Raw genomic sequence first — 16,496 nt, 5'->3', positions numbered from 1 at the left:
CAATCTAGCAAGCATCGAGCAAACGTCCAGTCAGGCTCAGTTCGCGGCCCAGAAAATGTAGTCGGCCTGGTACTTCACCACTTCCTGTTTGCCCTTGTTCGCCGCCGTGCATTCGCTGCCCGGCGCCACGCCGCCCTTGAGCGCGACGCGCTGGATGTAGCTCACGCCGCTCATGGCGCCTTTGCCCTCGGCGGGGTTGGCCTTGACCAATTGATAGGGCAGGTTGCCCGGGCTCGACGGCGCGACGGCCAATTGCGTGCCGGTGACTTTCGAACCGTCCTGCGCCTGCCAGGTGGCGGGCGGGCCGAAGTAGGTGCCGACCTGCTTGCCGCTGCGATCGTTGAGCACCGCTTTGGGGCCGACGAACACCCACTCGGTCTGGCCGGCGACGTTGGCCTTGTCCCGGCATTCGTAGGTGATCTCGCCGACCCCGGTGGTTTCCATCGCGATCTTGTGGCCGTCCGGCACCTTGATCGCATCGGGATAACTGCTTTGGGCAAAGCTCGTAGAGGCGACGGCGAGCAAACCGGTGAGGCCGATCAGTTGGGTGATGTTCATCAGTGTTTCTCCGAAAAAGGGTAAACCGCTGACAGCCGAAAGAGGGCTGTTACAGGGACTACCCGTGACGGAGGCGTTTGGATGCAGGGCTCGAAAAATAATTTTGAAAACACTGCAACCCCCTGTGGGAGCGGGCAAGCCCGCTCCCACAAGGTTCTTCAGCAATTGTCAGATTGTCGTAACCAGCTCATGCCCGGTTTTTGCCAATGCCAGGCCGGAGGCTTTCAGCAGTTCCTGGGTATAGGCATGCTGCGGCGCCGCAAAAATCTGGCGCGACGCTCCCTGTTCCACCACCTTGCCGTCCTTGATCACCATCAAGTCGTGTGCCAGCGCATGCACCACCGCCAGGTCATGGCTGATGAACAGGTACGTCAAGCCATGGCGGATCTGCAACTGCCGCAATAATTCCACCACCTGTTTCTGCACCGTGCGATCCAGCGCCGAGGTCGGTTCGTCGAGCAGAATCAGCGCCGGCTCCAGCACCAGCGCCCGGGCGATGGAAATGCGCTGGCGCTGGCCGCCGGAGAATTCGTGGGGATAGCGATGGCGGCTCTGCGGGTCGAGGCCGACTTCCTCCAGCACACGGATCACCGCAGCCTCACGCTCTTCGGGCGTGCCGATGCCATGGGTCAGCAGGCCTTCGGCGATGATCTGCTGCACCGACATCCGTGGGCTGAGGCTGCCGAACGGGTCCTGGAACACCACCTGGATCTGCCGGCGCAGCGGGCGCATCAAGCGCTGATTGAGCAGGCTCAAATGCTTGTTGCCGAAGCGAATATCGCCCTCTGATTCCACCAGCCGCAGAATCGCCTGGCCCAGCGTCGACTTGCCCGAGCCGGACTCGCCGACAATGCCCAGGGTCTTGCCCCGTTGCAGACGAAAACTCACGCCATCCACGGCCTTGATGTATTCCTGGGTGCGGCTGAACAGCGCCTTGGGCAGCGGGAACCAGACTTTCAGATCGTCCACCTCCAGCAGGTTGTGATCGTAACGGCTCGGCACCGGTGCGCCCGACGGTTCTGCCTCGATCAGCAGGCGGCTGTAAGGATGCTGCGGCGTGCGGAACAGCGTTGCGCAGTCGGCCTGTTCGAGGATTTCCCCGTGGCGCATCACGCACACCCGTTGGGCGATACGCCGCACCAGATTGAGGTCATGACTGATCAGCAACAACGACATGCCGAGGCGTTGCTGCAACTCGATCAGCAGCTCGAGAATCTTCTGTTGCACGGTCACGTCGAGCGCCGTGGTCGGTTCGTCGGCGATCAGCAATTCCGGCTCGTTGGCCAGCGCCATGGCGATCATCACCCGTTGCCGCTGGCCGCCAGAGAGCTGGTGCGGATAGGCCTTCAAGCGCTGCAACGGCTGGCGAATGCCCACCAGTTCCAGCAGCTCCAACGTGCGCTGGCGCGCGGCGCGACCCTTGAGCCCTTTGTGGATCTCCAGCACTTCGCTGATCTGTTTTTCCACTGTGTGCAACGGGTTCAGCGAGGTCATCGGCTCCTGGAAAATCATCGCGATGCGGTTGCCGCGCAAGCCGCGCAGTTGTTGTTCGCTGGCGTGCAGCAAGTCCACGCCGTTGTAGCGGATGCTGCCCGTGCTGCTGACGGTTTTGCCTGGCAGCAAACGCAGGATCGAGTGCGCCGTCACCGACTTGCCCGAGCCGGATTCACCGACCAGTGCCAGGCATTCGCCACGGCGGATGTCGAGGTTCACGCCGTGCACCACTTCGTGCCCGGCGAAGGCGACGCGCAGGTCGCGGATTTCAATCAGGTTGTCGGTCATTTCAGCTCCGGGGATCAGGATCGCGGATCGAACGCGTCACGGCAGGCTTCGCCGATAAACACCAGCAGGGACAGAATCAGCGCCAGGGCAAAAAACGCCGTCAGCCCCAGCCACGGCGCTTGCAGATTGCGCTTGGCCTGGCCGATCAGTTCCCCCAGCGACGCGGTGCCGGCGGGCATGCCGAAGCCGAGAAAATCCAGCGCGGTGAGGGTGGCGATGGCGCCGGTCAGAATGAACGGCAGGTAGGTGAGGGTGGAGGTCATGGCGTTGGGCAGAATGTGCCGGCGCATCAGCTCGCTGTCCGTCAGGCCCAGGGCTCGCGCGGCCTTGACGTATTCCAGGCTGCGCCCGCGCAGGAACTCGGCGCGCACCACGTCCACCAGTGCCAGCCAGGAAAACAGCGCCATGATCCCCAGCAGCCACCAGAAACTCGGCGAGACGAACCCCGACAAGATGATCAGCAGGTACAGCACCGGCAGCCCCGACCAGATCTCCAGCACCCGCTGCCCGAGCAAATCGACCCAGCCGCCGTAATAACCCTGCAACGCCCCGGCCACGATGCCGACCAGCACACTGACGGCAGTGAGGATCAGTGCAAACAGAATCGAAATCCGCGTGCCGAAAATCACCCGCGCCAACACGTCTCGCGCCTGATCGTCGGTGCCCAGCCAGTTGCTCGAGGACGGCGGGCTCGGTGCCGGTTCCGTGAGGTCGTAATTGACCGTGTCGTAGCTGAACGGGATCGGCGGGAACAGCATCCAGCCGCCCTGATCTTCGATCAGTTTGTGTACGTAATTGCTGGCGTAATCCGGCTGGAACGGCAGTTCGCCGCCGAAATCGGTTTCCTGGTAATCGCTGAGGATCGGGAAGTAAAAAGCGTTGTGGTAGCGGATCACCAGCGGCTTGTCGTTGGCGATCAGTTCGCCGCCTAGGCAGATCAGGCACAGCCCGATGAACAGCCACAGCGACCAGCGTCCGCGCCGGTTGGCCTTGAATTGCGCGATGCGCCGCCGGCCCAGAGGGGAGAGTGTGAACATCAGGCAGTCCTCGCCGAGAAGTCGATGCGCGGGTCGAGCAGGGTGTAGCAGAGGTCGCCGATCAGCTTGATCAACAGGCCGAACAGGGTGAACAGAAACAGCGTGCCGAACACCACCGGGTAGTCCCGTGACACCGCCGCTTCGTAGCTCATGCGCCCGAGGCCGTCGAGGTTGAAGATGGTTTCGATCAGCAGGGAGCCGGCGAAAAACACCTCGATCAATGCCGACGGCACACCGGCCACCACCAGCAGCATCGCGTTGCGAAACACATGGCCGTAGAGCACGCGTCTTTCGGTCAGGCCCTTGGCGCGCGCGGTGATCACGTACTGGCGGCTGATCTCGTTGAGGAAGCTGTTTTTGGTCAGGATCGTCAGCGTCGCAAAACCGCCGATCACCAGCGCCGTCACCGGCAACACCAGGTGCCAGAGGTAGTCGCCGACCTTGCCCCACAGGCTCAGGCTGTCGAAGTTGTCCGAGACCAGACCCTGCACCGGAAACCAGTTGACGTAGCTGCCCCCGGCGAACACCACGATCAACAGGATCGCGAACAGAAACGCCGGCATCGCGTAGCCGACGATGATCGCCGTGCTGCTCCAGACATCGAACGCGCTACCGTTTTTGATCGCCTTGCGGATCCCCAGCGGGATCGAAATCAGGTAGGTGATCAGCGTCGCCCAGAGGCCGAGGGACAGCGACACCGGCAGCTTCTGCACGATCAGATCCGTCACTTTCGCACCGCGAAAGAAACTGCTGCCCAGGTCCAGTTGCGCGTAGTTCTTGAGCATCAGCCACAGGCGTTCGTGCATCGGCTTGTCGAAGCCGTAGTGGTGCTTGATCTCTTCGATCAGCGCCGGGTCCAGGCCACGGCTGCTGCGCCCGGCACCGCCGATCGCGGTGACCTCGCTGGCGCCGCCCATGCTGTGCCCGCCGAAGCCTTGCAGGCGGGCGATGGCCTGTTCCACCGGGCCACCGGGCGCGGCCTGCACGATGACGAAGTTGACCACCAGAATGCACAGCAGCGTCGGGATGATCAGCAACAGACGTCGACTCAGATAACGCCACATGTCACTGGCCCCCCGCGAATTGGTGCAGGGCACTCATCTGCTGATTGGTCAGCGGCTTGGCCGAGACCTCCCACCAGGTGTCGAGGCCTTCGCTGTAAATCGGCTGCACCGGCGGCCTGCCGAAGCGGTTCTGATACACCGTCGGCGTGCCTTTGGAGTAGTAGTTGGGAATCATGTAGTCACCCCATTGCAGCACCCGGTCGAGGGCGCGGGCGTAACGCACCATGGCGTCGCGGGTATTGGCCTGCACCAGGCCGTCGATCAGCCGGTCCACCGCCGGGTCGGCCAGCACCATCGAATTGGAGCTGCCGACCTGCGTTGCGCTCTGCGAGGCATACAGGCTGTACAACTCGCGGCCCGGCGAGACGATCGGGTCGCCGCTGCGCGGGAAACTGGTGACGATCATGTCGTAGTCCCGGGCGTTGAGCCGGTTGATGTATTGCGCCGAATCGATACGCCGCAGATTGAGGGTGATACCGATCTGCGCCAGGGTGCGTTTGTACGGCAGCAGCATGCGGTCGAAGCCGCCCTGGCCGTCGAGGAAGGTGAATTCGAATGGCTCGCCGGCGGCGTTCACCAGTCGGTTGTGTTTCGGCGTCCATCCGGCCTCGGCCAACAGTTTCAGGGCCTGCAACTGCTTGTCGCGGATGTAGCCGCTGCCATCGGTTTTCGGCGCCTGATAGACCCGGCTGAAAACCTCGTCCGGAATCTGTCCGCGCAGCGGTTCGAGGATCGCCAGTTCCCCGGCGTCGGGCAGGGCGGTGGCGGCCATTTCACTCTTCGGCCAGTAGCTGTTCTGGCGCACGTAGAAGCCGCGCATCATCTGCTTGTTGGTCCACTCGAAATCCCACAGCAGGCTCAGCGCCTGACGCACGCGGCGATCCTTGAACAACGGGTTCTGCAGATTGAACACAAACCCCTGGGCGCTGGTCGGTTTGTCCGGGGCGAGAATCGCCTGTTGCAGGCGACCGTCACGCAGGGCCGGGCTGTCGTAGCCGACCACGTAGCCGGACGAGGAAAATTCGCGGTTGTAGTCGAACGCGCCGGCTTGCAGCAGTTGTCGGGCGACGTCGGTGTCGCCGTAGAAATTCACGGTGAGGCTGTCGAAGTTGTACATGCCGCGACTGACCGGCAGGTCCTTGCCCCACCAATCCGGATCGCGCTGGAAACCGATGCTGCGCCCGGCGTCGACCTTGCTCACTCGGTATGGGCCGCTGCCCAGTGGTGGTTCGAAACCGCCGCCATTGGCGAAGTCGCGGGTTTTCCACCAGTGTTCGGGCACCGGTCGCAGCGACGCCAGATCCAGCGCCAGGGTGCGGTTGAGGTTGTTCTTGAAGGTGAAGCGAATCTGCCGCGGACCTTCGATCAGCACGTCCTGCACATCGGCGTATTGCTGGCGATAACTCAGGCTGCCCTTGGTCATCAACAGCTCGAAGGTGTAGCGCACGTCCTTGGCGGTGATTGGTGTGCCGTCGGCGAAACGCGCCTTGGGGTTCAGGTTGAAACGCACCCACAGACCGTCGGGATCGCGCTCCATGGATTGCGCCACCAGACCGTAGACGGTGTAGGGCTCGTCCAGCGAGCGGAACGCCAGCGGCGAATATACCCAGTCGTTGACCTGCACCACGGAAATGCCCTGATCGGCATACGGGGTGATGTAGTTGTACTGACCGATCTCCATCGAAGCGCGGCTGAGCGAGCCGCCCTTGGGTGCGTCGGGATTGACGAAATCGAAGTGCTGGAAACCGGCGGAGTATTTCGGCGCCTCGCCGTACACCGTCATCGCGTAGCTGCCGCCGGCCAGCGCAGATGCCGCGTTGCACAGCAGCGCGCTGCCGAGCAGCAGGCCGGCCATGTTGCGCAAAAAGCTCATGAGATCACTCCTCAAACCTCTGAAAGAACAAGGACCCATGTGGGACCTGGCTTGCCAGCGATAGCGGTATGTCAGTGCAGTCGATGTCGGCTGACACGACGCCATCGCTGGCAAGCCAGCTCCCACAGGGTTACGCAGTGCTCGTTCCTTAGAAGTGGTACGTCATGCGCGCAAACAGCGTGCGGCCCAGCGGATCGGTGTAGCGCGGGTCATAACCGCTCTGGAAGTTGTAGGCCTGGTTGGAGAACGGCGGATCGCGGTCGAACAGATTCTTCACCCCGGCGTCCACGTCCAGCACCTTGTCGAAGGTGTAGCCGGCCGACAGGTCCCACACCGAATACGACGCGACCCGCGCGTTGGTCTCGCGGTCGTAGTCGTTGTAGCCGGTGGTGAAGCGGTTGGTCAGCGCCGCGCGGGCGGCGCCGAAGGTCCAGGAACCGGTCAGGTTGTGTTTCCAGCGGGCAATCACCCCGTCACCCCTGAAGTCGCCGACCTTGTCGGTGAACGGGCCCTTGATGGTGCTCTGGAAGTCGTACTCGTCGACATAGGTGCCTTGCAGGCCCAGACCGAATTGACCGTACGGCGTGTTCGGGAAGCGATAGTCCAGCGACACATCGACGCCGTTGGTTTCGACGATGCCGAGGTTGGCGTTGCCGGTGACGATGTAGTTGAGCGTGCCGTCGGCGTTGCGCACGAAGCGGTCAGGGTAGCTGCCGGCCTGATCGAACACGGTGGACTCCGGGAACGGCTGGATCTGGTTGGAGATGTGAATCCACCAGAAATCCAGGCCCACCGACAGATTGCTGACCGGCTGATAGACGAAGCCCAGCGTCACGTTGCGCGCCTTCTCCGGGGCCAGGTCTTCGTTGCCGCCGATCTGGTTGAGGAACTGCTGACCGCAATCGCGCCCGCCGTTGCCGCCCGGTTGCACCACGCCGCCGGTACACAGCACCGGGTCGTTGTAGTAGCCCTGGGTGTAGGTGATGCTGCGCGGCGAATACAACTCATACAGCGACGGCGCGCGGAAGCCTTCGCTGTAGGCGCCGCGCACCACCAGCTCCTTGAGCGGCTGATAACGGAACGAATATTTCGGGTTGGTGGTGCTGCCGAAGTCGCTGTATTTGTCGTGACGCACGGCGGCGGACAGTTCCAGGCTGTCGAGCACCGGCACGTTGATTTCCGCGTAGGCGGCTTTCACGCTGCGGTCGCCTTCGACGCTGCCGGCCGGGTCGATCCCCAGGCTCTGGATGTCGCCGGCGAACGGTTCGAAGTCCTGGTGGAATTTTTCTTTGCGGTACTCGCCGCCCAGCGCCAGACCCGACGGGCCGGCACCGAACCAGTCACCGATTTCGCGGCTGATCCGCCCGTCGAAACCGGCGACCCGACCGACCGCCGTGGAATAGGCGCCGTGGTACGCGGCCTGGTCAATGTACTGCTGACCGGCGCTGGTCTGCGGGCCGAACGGGTTGAGCAGGCCGCTGGCCAGACCGTCGATCATCGCCTGATCGCTGACGTAGCCGCTGGTGACGCTGGAGACGATCTTGTTCTGGTTGTACGAGGCGCCGACGTTGTAGTCCCAGCCGCCGACCAGACCGTCGAAGCTCAGCAAGAAGCGCTGACTGGTGTTCTGGTCTTTCGATTCGCGCGGGCCGGCGGCGGTTTCGCGCCAGTTCACGTCCACCGGTTGCGTCGGGTCGAGGGCGAAATCGGTGGGCGCCGGGGTGATGCCGTTGCCGGGGTAGTAGGGCGAGGACGAATCCAGGCTCAGGCCGGTCAATGGCGCAGGTCCCACGGCGGTGGCGTTGTTGTTGCGCGACCAGAAGTATTCGAGGTTGACGTTGTGGTCGTCGGCCAGTTTGCCGGTGGTCTTGCCGAAGAACGAAGTTTTCTCGGTCTGCGGCACCAGGTCGATGTATTCGCGGGTGCTGAAGCGGCAGAGGCCGTCGCGGGCCACCAGGTTGGGGCCGTTGCAATTGCTGTTGGCCAGCGGGTTGGTGGCGTTGCCGTTCTGGCTGTAGTTGCCGGGGAACGCAGTGCCGGAGGTCTGGTCCAGACCTCGGCCAGGCACGTAGTCACGGGCGAAGGAGCGGTCGTTGGCATCGAGGTTCTGCTGCTTGTTGTAGTTGAACACGCCGAGCACGTTGAAGCGGTCCTGCTCCAGATCGCCGTAGCCCCAGCTGGCGCTCATGTCCTTGGTCGCACCGCCGCCACTGTGGGTCGGGGTTTCGCCGCCGAGGGTGAGCTGGCCGTCGGTCATGGATTTTTTGGTGATGAAGTTGATCACACCGCCGATGGCGTCGGTGCCGTACAGGGCCGAGGCGCCGTCGCGCAGCACTTCCACGCGCTCGATGGCGGCAAACGGGATCATGTTCAGATCCACCGCGCCGCCGGCCGAGTTGGTGCCCGACAGGGCGTTGTTCGCCAGTCGCCGACCGTTGAGCAGCACCAGCGTCTTGTTCGCGCCGATGCCGCGCATGTCGGCGAACGACGCGCCACCAGTGGCCGCGCCGACCGAGCCAGCGCTGTTGTTGATCGACTGGCTGCCGGTGATGCGCTGCACCAGTTCGGCGGTGGTGGTCACGCCCTGTTTGCGCAGTTCATCGGCCTTGAGCACGGTGATTGGCACCGCCGTTTCCGCGTCGACCCGACGGATCGCCGAACCGGTCACTTCGACCCGTTGCAGTTGCGTGGTCGGTGCGACCACCGCAGCGGCGGCCGGGGTGTTGTTGTCGTCCTCGGCGGCTTGTACCCCGGCGCCCATCCCCATGGCCACCAGGTACAACGGAACGAAACGATGGCGGGAAATCGTCGCCACCAAAGGTTTGAGCGTGAAGCGTGGAGTGTTCATCAGCATGGTTGTTTCCGACTTTGTTAGACGTTTATCGAAATGGCCTTGTGAGCCCTCTTTGCACGGAGCACGGTGGTGCCGCGCCGCGAAAACCACTTTCTTCAAGCAAGCCGATCCCCTCCGAAGACGCGCTGCGTTTTTTCGGTCGGCCGATTGCGACGGGATTCAAAGAGCGGTGTCGGGCGCGTCCCTCACTGCGCGCCCGGCACCGCCGTCAGCGGGTGGTCATCACCGATATTTTGGTGATGCCCGAGCGCTCGATGGACGCCATGGCTTTGGCGACCTGGCCGTAATTCACGGCGGAGTCGGCCTGCAGCTGCACGCGTACGTCGGCATCCTTGGCCTTGACCTCCTTGAGGCTGGCCTCCAGTGATTCCGGCGCCAGCTCGGTCTTGGCCAGGAAGAACTTGCCGTCCTGATCGACGCTGACCACCACCGGGTCTTTCTTTTCGGCGGGGGCGACGGCGTCGGTTTTCGGCAGGTTGACCTTGATCGCGTTGGTCATCAGCGGCGCGGTGACGATGAACACCACCAGCAGCACGAGCATCACGTCCACCAGCGGCGTGACGTTCATTTCGCTGAGCACTTCATCGCTGTCTTGAGTGGAAAAGGACATCAGCTGGCCTCCCGCACGGCGGCCGTGGACTTGGCGATGGCCTGGCGGCTGATGGAAAACGCGCTGCGCGAGGCGAGGGCGTCGAAGTCGTGGGCGAAGTCATCCATGTCCGCCGAGGCCAGCTTCAGGCGCCGCAGGAAGAAGTTGTAAATCAGCACCGCCGGCACCGCGACGGCAATGCCCACACCGGTGGCGATCAGCGCGTGGCCAATGGGCCCGGCCACGGTTTCCAGGCTGGCCGAACCGCTGGCGCCGATGCTTTGCAGGGCTTCCATGATTCCCCACACGGTGCCGAACAGGCCAATGAACGGCGCGGTGCTGCCGATACTGGCGAGGATCGCCTGGCCGTTTTCCAGCGAGCGGCGTTCCTTCTGGATCTGCTGGCGCAGGTTGCGTTCCAGTCGGTCGGAGCGGTTGATGGTGTGCGCCAGTTGTTGGGTGGTGCGCGGGGATTCTTCCACCAGCAAGGCTTCAAAACCGCTGCTGGCGATCCGCGCCAGCGAGCCCGGATATTGACTGGCGTGTTCGGCGGCGGTGAGTAGGTCCGGCGCGCCCCAGAAGGCTTTGCTGAACTGTCGGTTCTGGGTTTTCTGGCGCAGGTATTGCGCCGACTTGACCAGCAGGATCGCCCAACTGACCACGGAGAACAGCACCAGCCCCCAGAGCACGCCGGGGACAATCATCGAAGACAAAGAATCGTTCATGGCTACACCTCGCTTGCGTTAATCGGTTGTGAGTTCGGTTGTCGCGCCGTCATTGCGGCAATTTGAAATCGATGGTCTGGGTGGCGAAGCCGTCGATCGGTGTGTCGCCGCGTTTGGCCGGGATGAACTTCCAGGCCTTTACCGCTGCGACCGCCGCGTCATCCAGTTGCGGCTTGCCGCTGGATTTGGTCACCGTCACCGAGCCTGCGCGACCATTGGCCAGCACCTGAATCCGCAGCACCACGCTGCCTTCCCAGTTGCGTCGCAGGGCCAGCGACGGGTATTCCGGCGGCGGGTTGCCGAGGCTGGCGAGGCCGGAAATCGCCGCCGACTCTTTCACCGGGCCCGGTGCCGCCGCAGGTGCCGGTGGCGCACTCGGGGTGGCCGGGGCGGCAGGCGCTGCCGGTTGCGCAGGTGCCGGCGGCGCTTTCGGCGGCTCGGCCTTTTTCACCGGTTTGGGTTTCTCGACCGGTTTCGGTTTTTCGATCGGCTTGGGTTTCTCCACCGGTTTGGGCGGCGGCTTGACCGCGTCCTCGTCTTCCACCGGTTGTTCCGGTTCGGGCGGTGGCGGTGGTGGGGGCGGCGGCTCCGGTGTCGGCGGGGCCGGCGGTGTCGGGCTGGTCAGCTCGACGGTCATTTCCGGAATTTCCGGTGGCGTGGGCAGCGGTTCGGCCCGCGCCTGTTGGAAAAACCACCAGGCACCGCCGTGTATCAACGCCGACACCGCCACCAGCAACAGCATCTGCTGTTTGTTCAGGCCGCCGGGCTGCGAAGTGTTGGCCTTGTAGACGGGCCGACCCGTCACCGACGCAAGTGCTGCGTTCGGTAATGGCCCCGGCGGCGTTCTGTGCTTTACCGCATCGTTCATTAAAGCTCCCTCGGGTGGATGAAGGGCAATGAGGTGCCGTTCGAACAACACAGCGTTGTTCGAGTGAGTGGGCGCAACTTTCATATGGGTGTGCAGAAGCCGATAGTTGAACTATCTATTGAACAGGGCTTGTGCAGCTTGTTGCTTCAGTAATGCCGACTTCGATGGTTCATTGATCCGGTCCGTGGCTGTTTTTTTATGACTGAGTGGCGAATGTCATTCTTGCCCTCATGGTTGATGCAATAGCAACCGCTGTGCCAAACAGTAAACAAATGTGTAGCGGTTATTTCACGGATGATACGTATGTCGCATTTATATAAGTTTCATCGGAAACGCCGGTTTTCATGGGCGCATAACCTCCCGACGGCCCTGTTTGCAGGGCTTTTTTCAGGGCGAGACAGGCCGGGCGCGGTATCGCGCTGTTCAGCGAGATAGAGCGGCTGTTCTCGTGTCGGCCAGGACGCGTGATGGTGCGTGGCGGACTGATTTGGTGCGGGTCAGTGTTTTAGCGGGTCACAGGCGATGTTCCTTGTTTTTTTCTAAATAAAGTCGGGCTCGGCGTAATGATTGAAAGTGCAGTTTTGGTGCGCTTCGGACATTAACGCCGAACAGCGAAAGTTGTAGCAGTGTGCTGTCTTGAAGTTATTGTCGAACAATGTGTTGTTGCATTCATTAATGCAGCGCGCACGCAATGACTTCTTGCGTGCTATTTAAAAAATAAATAGTGCAGGCGTTCAGGTAATAAAAGGGATGTACGGACTGTTCGCAGGACGAACACGGCGTAGGTACAGGGGCACGGAGAGAAGAGTGTGGCGCAGCAGATGAAGATTCACGCGGTGAACTCCTTGTTGCCAGCTCGGATACGCGAACTTTTGGTTCGGTATCGCACCTTACAAGAACGCGGATAGCGTTCGCTGATTGCTCTTGGTGCGGGATGGGCACCGCCAGCGCTGTTTTGCGAGATCAGGGATTCGCAAGCTGCCGATGAATGCGCAATCCGTGCCAAATTCGATACAACAGCTATAAATAGGGCCAGGCAGGATGCCTTTCGCAGTGGAGGAGGGGATATGTATCAGCTCTACGGACATCGCAATTCAGGGGCGGCGGCCATCGAGGCGGCGCTCGAGCTGTGCCAGGTGGCTTACCGCTTCATCGATATCGAGGCCAGCGCGGAAGCGGCGCAGGAGCTGGCGCGGCTCAATCCGCTCAAACAGATCCCGACCCTGCAACTGCCGGACGGCAGTGCGATCACCGAAAGTGCGGCGATCCTGATTCATCTGGGGCAAAGCTTTGCGCAATCCGGCCTGCTGCCGGCCAACGGCGCTGACCGCGATCAGGCGATTCGGGGCCTGGTGTACATCGTCAGCAATTGTTATGCGGCCATCGGGATCATTGATTACCCGGAACGCTGGCTGGTGATGCCGGACGAGGCCTCGCGACAGAATCTGATGGCGGGTGCGCGGGAGCGACTGCACTGGACCTGGGAGGTGTTCGCCGACCAGTTCTCCGCCGAGCTGTATCTGGATGATGAAACACCGGGGGCGCTGGATGTGCTGGCAGCGGTGGTCACGCGCTGGGCCGGTGCCCGCGAACACCTGCGCCAGGCCCGACCCGGTTTCCATGCGTGGCTGCAACGCATCGACCGGCACCCGGTGCTGGCGCCGGTCTTTGCGCGGCATTGGCCCGGCTGATTACTCCCCGCGAATGTACTGCTCCAGCTGTTTGATCAGCTCGGCCTGTTCGGCAATCGCTTCCTTGACCAGGTCGCCGATCGACAGCAGGCCGATCAGCTTGCCGTCCTCCACCACGGGCAAGTGACGCAGGCGTTTGTCGGACATGATGCCAAGGCAGGTGTCGACGGTCTGGTGGGTGTCCACCGTGATCACGTTCGCCACCATGATGTCGCGCACCGGCGTGCCCACCGAGGAGCGCCCGTGCAGCACCAGTTTGCGTGCGTAATCGCGCTCGCTGATGATGCCGACCACTTTGTCGTCTTCCACCACGAGCAGGGCGCCGACGTTCTTCTCGGCCATTTTCATCAGTGCTTCGAGCACCATGTGATCGGGTTTGATCTGGTGCACTTCCTGATTTTTCTGATCTTTGAGCTTGAGCAGCTGGGCGACGGTTTTCATGGCGGTTACTCAGGTGTTGTCGTTGTTCTTCAAGCATCGTAGACGCAGGCGCGCAGAGCAAGGCCGCAAAACGGCAGATAACACGCAAAAAACGTCATTTGACGGGGTTTTTCATGGCGAGGCCTTTGCCACGGGTTTCAGTAATGCCGCGTAGAATGCCCGTCTGAATCAATTCTTGAGGTCGCAGTGGTGGATTTACAGCAGGGCTTCGTCCTGACCCGGCATTGGCGCGACACCCCGGCCGGCACCGAAGTCGAGTTCTGGCTGGCGACCGACGCCGGGCCGCGCCGTGTGCGCCTGCCGCATCAGCCGTCGGTGGCGTTCATCCCGGCGGCGCAGCGCGAGCAGGCCGAGCGGGTGCTGGCGGACGAAAAGAACGTCGAACTGCGCCCCCTCGCTTTGCAGGATTTCGAGCATCGCCCGGTGCTCGGTCTGTATTGTCAGCAGCACGGTCAGTTGATGCGTCTGGAAACCGCGCTCAACCGTCACAGTGTCGATGTCTTCGAAGCCGACGTGCGACCGCCCGAGCGCTACCTGATGGAGCGTTTCATCACCGCGCCGGTGTGGTTCAGCGGCACGCCCGATGCCGACGGTGTGCTGCTCGACGCGCACCTCAAGCCTGCACCCGACTATCGACCGCGACTGCGGCTGGTCTCGCTGGATATCGAAACCACCGAGCAGGGCGAGTTGTATTCCATCGCGCTGGAAGGCTGCGGCGAGCGCCAGGTGTACATGCTCGGTGCGCCGAACGGCGATCACAGCATCGTCGACTTCGACCTCGAGTACTGCGAATCGCGGACCCTGATCCTCAAGAAACTCAACGAGTGGTTTGCCCGCCACGACCCCGACGCGATCATCGGCTGGAACCTCGTGCAGTTCGACCTACGGATCCTCCATGAACACGCCCGGCGCCTCGGTGTTCCGCTCAAGCTCGGGCGCGGCGGCGAGGAAATGCAGTGGCGCGAACACGGCAGCCGCAATCATTACTTCGCGGCAGCGGCGGGACGGCTGATCATCGACGGCATTGAATCCCTGCGGTCGGCGACCTGGAGTTTCCCCTCGTTCAGTCTGGAAAACGTCGCCCAGACTTTGCTCGGCGAAGGCAAATCGATCGACAACCCGTACCAGCGCATGGACGAGATCAACCGCATGTTCGCCGAGGACAAACCGGCGCTGGCCAAATACAACCTCAAGGACTGCGAACTGGTCACGCGGATCTTCGCCAAGACCGAGCTGCTGAAGTTTTTGCTGGAGCGCGCCAGCGTCACCGGCCTGCCAGCGGATCGCAGCGGCGGCTCGGTGGCGGCATTCACGCATTTGTACATGCCGTTGATGCACCGTCAGGGTTTTGTGGCGCCGAACCTCGGCACCAATCCTCCGCAGGCCAGCCCCGGCGGGTTTGTCATGGACTCGCAACCGGGGCTGTACGAATCGGTGCTGGTGCTCGACTACAAGAGTCTTTATCCGTCGATCATCCGTACCTTTCTGATCGATCCGGTGGGGTTGATCGAAGGCTTGCAGCATCCCGATGACAGCGACTCGGTGCCGGGGTTTCGCGGCGCTCGTTTCTCTCGCACCCGGCATTGCCTGCCGTCCATCGTCGCCCGTGTCGCCGAGGGTCGCGAGACCGCCAAGCGCGAACACAATGCGCCGTTGTCCCAGGCGCTGAAGATCATCATGAACGCCTTCTACGGCGTGCTCGGTTCCAGCGGTTGCCGGTTCTTCGATACGCGACTGGCGTCCTCCATCACCCTGCGCGGCCACGAAATCATGCTGCGCACCCGCCAGCTGATCGAGGCCCAGGGCCACGCGGTGATCTATGGTGACACCGACTCGACGTTCGTCTGGCTGCGTCGCCCCCACGGTCAGGAAGAGGCGGCGACCATTGGCCGGGCGCTGGTTGCGCACGTCAACGATTGGTGGCGCGAGCATGTGCGCGAGCAGTACGGGCTGGAAAGCGCCCTGGAGTTGCAGTTCGAAACCCACTACAAACGCTTCCTGATGCCGACCATCCGTGGCGCGGAAGAGGGCAGCAAAAAGCGCTACGCCGGTCTGGTGACCCGCGCCGACGGCAGCGAAGAAATGGTCTACAAAGGCCTGGAAACCGTGCGCACCGACTGGTCGCTGCTGGCCCGGCAATTCCAGCAGGAGCTGTACGAGCGGATCTTCCAGCGCAAGCCGTATCAGGATTACGTGCGCGAGTACGTGCGCAAGACCCTGGCTGGCGAGTTCGACGAGCGACTGGTCTACCGCAAGCGTCTGCGCCGGACTCTCGACGACTATGAACGCAACGTGCCGCCCCACGTGCGCGCCGCACGACTGGCGGACGACTACAACGCGCAGCACGGTCGCCCACGCCAGTACCAGAACGGCGGCTGGATCAGCTACGTCATTACTCTGGCCGGGCCCGAGCCGCTGGAAGTGCGTCGCGCGGCCATCGACTACGACCACTACATCACCCGCCAGCTGCAACCGGTGGCGGATGCGATCCTGCCGTTTGTCGACGACGATTTCTCAACCCTGATCGGGGGGCAACTGGGCCTGTTTTGAGTCCAGCAGTTGCAGGGTCCATTCGTCCTGAATGCCGTGGAAATAACGCTCGAGCGCCTGATGCCAGAGGCTGTCTTCGTCGGCGAACTGGGCGAACAGGGTCATCGATGAGTGGAATTTCAGGTCGTCCGGGTGGCCGAAGATCTCGGCAATCGAACGCTGCTGCACGTTCAGCACCAACTGCGTGCAGGTTCGCAGCCGGGCGCCGAGCAAAGGGTGGTCGAGGTAGGCGCGGGTTTCCGGCGCCGAGTTGATCGCGAACCGCCGTGACATCTCGCTGCCCCCGAGCCCGGCGAACTGCGGGAACACAAACCACATCCAGTGGCTGCGTTTGCGGCCCTCGTCGAGCTCGCGCTGGACCCGTTCGAATACCGGGTCCTGGGCGAGCACGAAGCGTTGCAGGTTGAATGGATCGTCCTGATCAGTGCTTCTCATGGCGAAGCCCTCTGTCAGTCGGCGGTGGC

The 16,496-nt window shown here is 62.5% G+C and carries 13 protein-coding genes; 2 read left to right on the top strand and 11 right to left on the bottom strand.

All coding sequences use genetic code 11. The features are described from left to right. Positions 1 to 36 precede the first annotated feature (36 nt). From KJY40_RS19370 to KJY40_RS19330, 9 genes are all read right to left on the bottom strand, one after another. Positions 37 to 558 (bottom strand): DUF3455 domain-containing protein, encoded by a 522-nt coding sequence (locus KJY40_RS19370; protein WP_085686629.1) that lies wholly within the window; start codon positions 556 to 558, stop codon positions 37 to 39. Positions 559 to 726: 168 nt separating this feature from the next. After that, a complete protein-coding gene (locus tag KJY40_RS19365) occupies positions 727 to 2,340 on the bottom strand; it encodes an ABC transporter ATP-binding protein (protein WP_230731860.1) in 1,614 nt (537 codons plus the stop codon). A gap of 14 nt (positions 2,341 to 2,354) precedes the next feature. Then, complete coding sequence (locus tag KJY40_RS19360) at positions 2,355 to 3,377, bottom strand: ABC transporter permease (protein ID WP_230731859.1); 1,023 nt, start codon at positions 3,375 to 3,377, stop codon at positions 2,355 to 2,357. Next, positions 3,377 to 4,441, bottom strand: coding sequence for a microcin C ABC transporter permease YejB (locus KJY40_RS19355; RefSeq protein ID WP_011335075.1), 1,065 nt, complete (start codon positions 4,439 to 4,441; stop codon positions 3,377 to 3,379). The genes KJY40_RS19360 and KJY40_RS19355 overlap by 1 nt, the downstream gene beginning before the upstream one ends. Position 4,442: 1 nt before the next feature. Continuing rightward, complete coding sequence (locus KJY40_RS19350; RefSeq protein WP_230731857.1) at positions 4,443 to 6,314, bottom strand: extracellular solute-binding protein; 1,872 nt, start codon at positions 6,312 to 6,314, stop codon at positions 4,443 to 4,445. Between the two features lie 148 nt (positions 6,315 to 6,462). Next, the gene (locus tag KJY40_RS19345) at positions 6,463 to 9,168 is read right to left on the bottom strand and encodes a TonB-dependent receptor (protein WP_230731855.1); all 2,706 of its coding nucleotides are present in this window, start codon (positions 9,166 to 9,168) and stop codon (positions 6,463 to 6,465) included. Between the two features lie 208 nt (positions 9,169 to 9,376). Beyond that, positions 9,377 to 9,778, bottom strand: a complete 402-nt coding sequence (locus KJY40_RS19340) for an ExbD/TolR family protein (RefSeq protein WP_011335072.1) — start codon at positions 9,776 to 9,778, stop codon at positions 9,377 to 9,379. Next, positions 9,778 to 10,482 carry a MotA/TolQ/ExbB proton channel family protein gene (locus tag KJY40_RS19335; protein ID WP_007959058.1) on the bottom strand — a complete coding sequence of 235 codons (705 nt, stop codon included), beginning with the start codon at positions 10,480 to 10,482 and terminating at the stop codon, positions 9,778 to 9,780. Before KJY40_RS19335 ends, KJY40_RS19340 begins: the two co-directional genes overlap by 1 nt. 49 nt (positions 10,483 to 10,531) lie before the next feature. Next, the gene (locus tag KJY40_RS19330; RefSeq protein ID WP_230731853.1) at positions 10,532 to 11,350 is read right to left on the bottom strand and encodes a TonB family protein; all 819 of its coding nucleotides are present in this window, start codon (positions 11,348 to 11,350) and stop codon (positions 10,532 to 10,534) included. 1,067 nt (positions 11,351 to 12,417) lie between these two features. Here KJY40_RS19330 and KJY40_RS19325 point away from each other — a divergent pair. After that, positions 12,418 to 13,041 (top strand): glutathione S-transferase N-terminal domain-containing protein, encoded by a 624-nt coding sequence (locus KJY40_RS19325; protein ID WP_230731848.1) that lies wholly within the window; start codon positions 12,418 to 12,420, stop codon positions 13,039 to 13,041. Here the strand turns inward: KJY40_RS19325 and KJY40_RS19320 are convergent, their stop codons facing one another. Continuing rightward, on the bottom strand, positions 13,042 to 13,482 hold the full coding sequence (locus KJY40_RS19320; RefSeq protein WP_007959054.1) for a CBS domain-containing protein: 441 nt from the start codon (positions 13,480 to 13,482) through the stop codon (positions 13,042 to 13,044). A 189-nt stretch (positions 13,483 to 13,671) separates the two neighbouring features. Between KJY40_RS19320 and KJY40_RS19315 the strand changes: the two genes are divergently transcribed. After that, entirely contained in the window at positions 13,672 to 16,032 is a 2,361-nt protein-coding gene (locus KJY40_RS19315) for a DNA polymerase II (RefSeq protein ID WP_230731847.1), read from the top strand. Here the strand turns inward: KJY40_RS19315 and KJY40_RS19310 are convergent. Continuing rightward, complete coding sequence (locus KJY40_RS19310) at positions 15,997 to 16,467, bottom strand: DUF1810 domain-containing protein (protein ID WP_230731846.1); 471 nt, start codon at positions 16,465 to 16,467, stop codon at positions 15,997 to 15,999. The genes KJY40_RS19315 and KJY40_RS19310 overlap by 36 nt on opposite strands. Positions 16,468 to 16,496 lie beyond the last annotated feature (29 nt).

Origin of the sequence: Pseudomonas fitomaticsae, from assembly GCF_021018765.1 — a bacterium.
Classification (GTDB): domain Bacteria; phylum Pseudomonadota; class Gammaproteobacteria; order Pseudomonadales; family Pseudomonadaceae; genus Aquipseudomonas; species Aquipseudomonas fitomaticsae.
Note: the sequence above shows the minus strand (reverse complement) of the source record. Positions and strands in the feature narration are given on the sequence as shown.

Excerpts from the sequence above, each read along its gene's own strand:
- KJY40_RS19370 (WP_085686629.1), bottom strand. The coding sequence starts at position 558 with ATGAACATCACCCAACTGATCGGCCTCACCGGTTTGCTCGCCGTCGCC.
- KJY40_RS19365 (WP_230731860.1), bottom strand. The coding sequence starts at position 2,340 with ATGACCGACAACCTGATTGAAATCCGCGACCTGCGCGTCGCCTTCGCC.
- KJY40_RS19360 (WP_230731859.1), bottom strand. The coding sequence starts at position 3,377 with ATGTTCACACTCTCCCCTCTGGGCCGGCGGCGCATCGCGCAATTCAAG.
- KJY40_RS19355 (WP_011335075.1), bottom strand. The coding sequence starts at position 4,441 with ATGTGGCGTTATCTGAGTCGACGTCTGTTGCTGATCATCCCGACGCTG.
- KJY40_RS19350 (WP_230731857.1), bottom strand. The coding sequence starts at position 6,314 with ATGAGCTTTTTGCGCAACATGGCCGGCCTGCTGCTCGGCAGCGCGCTG.
- KJY40_RS19345 (WP_230731855.1), bottom strand. The coding sequence starts at position 9,168 with ATGCTGATGAACACTCCACGCTTCACGCTCAAACCTTTGGTGGCGACG.
- KJY40_RS19340 (WP_011335072.1), bottom strand. The coding sequence starts at position 9,778 with ATGTCCTTTTCCACTCAAGACAGCGATGAAGTGCTCAGCGAAATGAAC.
- KJY40_RS19335 (WP_007959058.1), bottom strand. The coding sequence starts at position 10,482 with ATGAACGATTCTTTGTCTTCGATGATTGTCCCCGGCGTGCTCTGGGGG.
- KJY40_RS19330 (WP_230731853.1), bottom strand. The coding sequence starts at position 11,350 with ATGAACGATGCGGTAAAGCACAGAACGCCGCCGGGGCCATTACCGAAC.
- KJY40_RS19325 (WP_230731848.1), top strand. The coding sequence starts at position 12,418 with ATGTATCAGCTCTACGGACATCGCAATTCAGGGGCGGCGGCCATCGAG.
- KJY40_RS19320 (WP_007959054.1), bottom strand. The coding sequence starts at position 13,482 with ATGAAAACCGTCGCCCAGCTGCTCAAGCTCAAAGATCAGAAAAATCAG.
- KJY40_RS19310 (WP_230731846.1), bottom strand. The coding sequence starts at position 16,467 with ATGAGAAGCACTGATCAGGACGATCCATTCAACCTGCAACGCTTCGTG.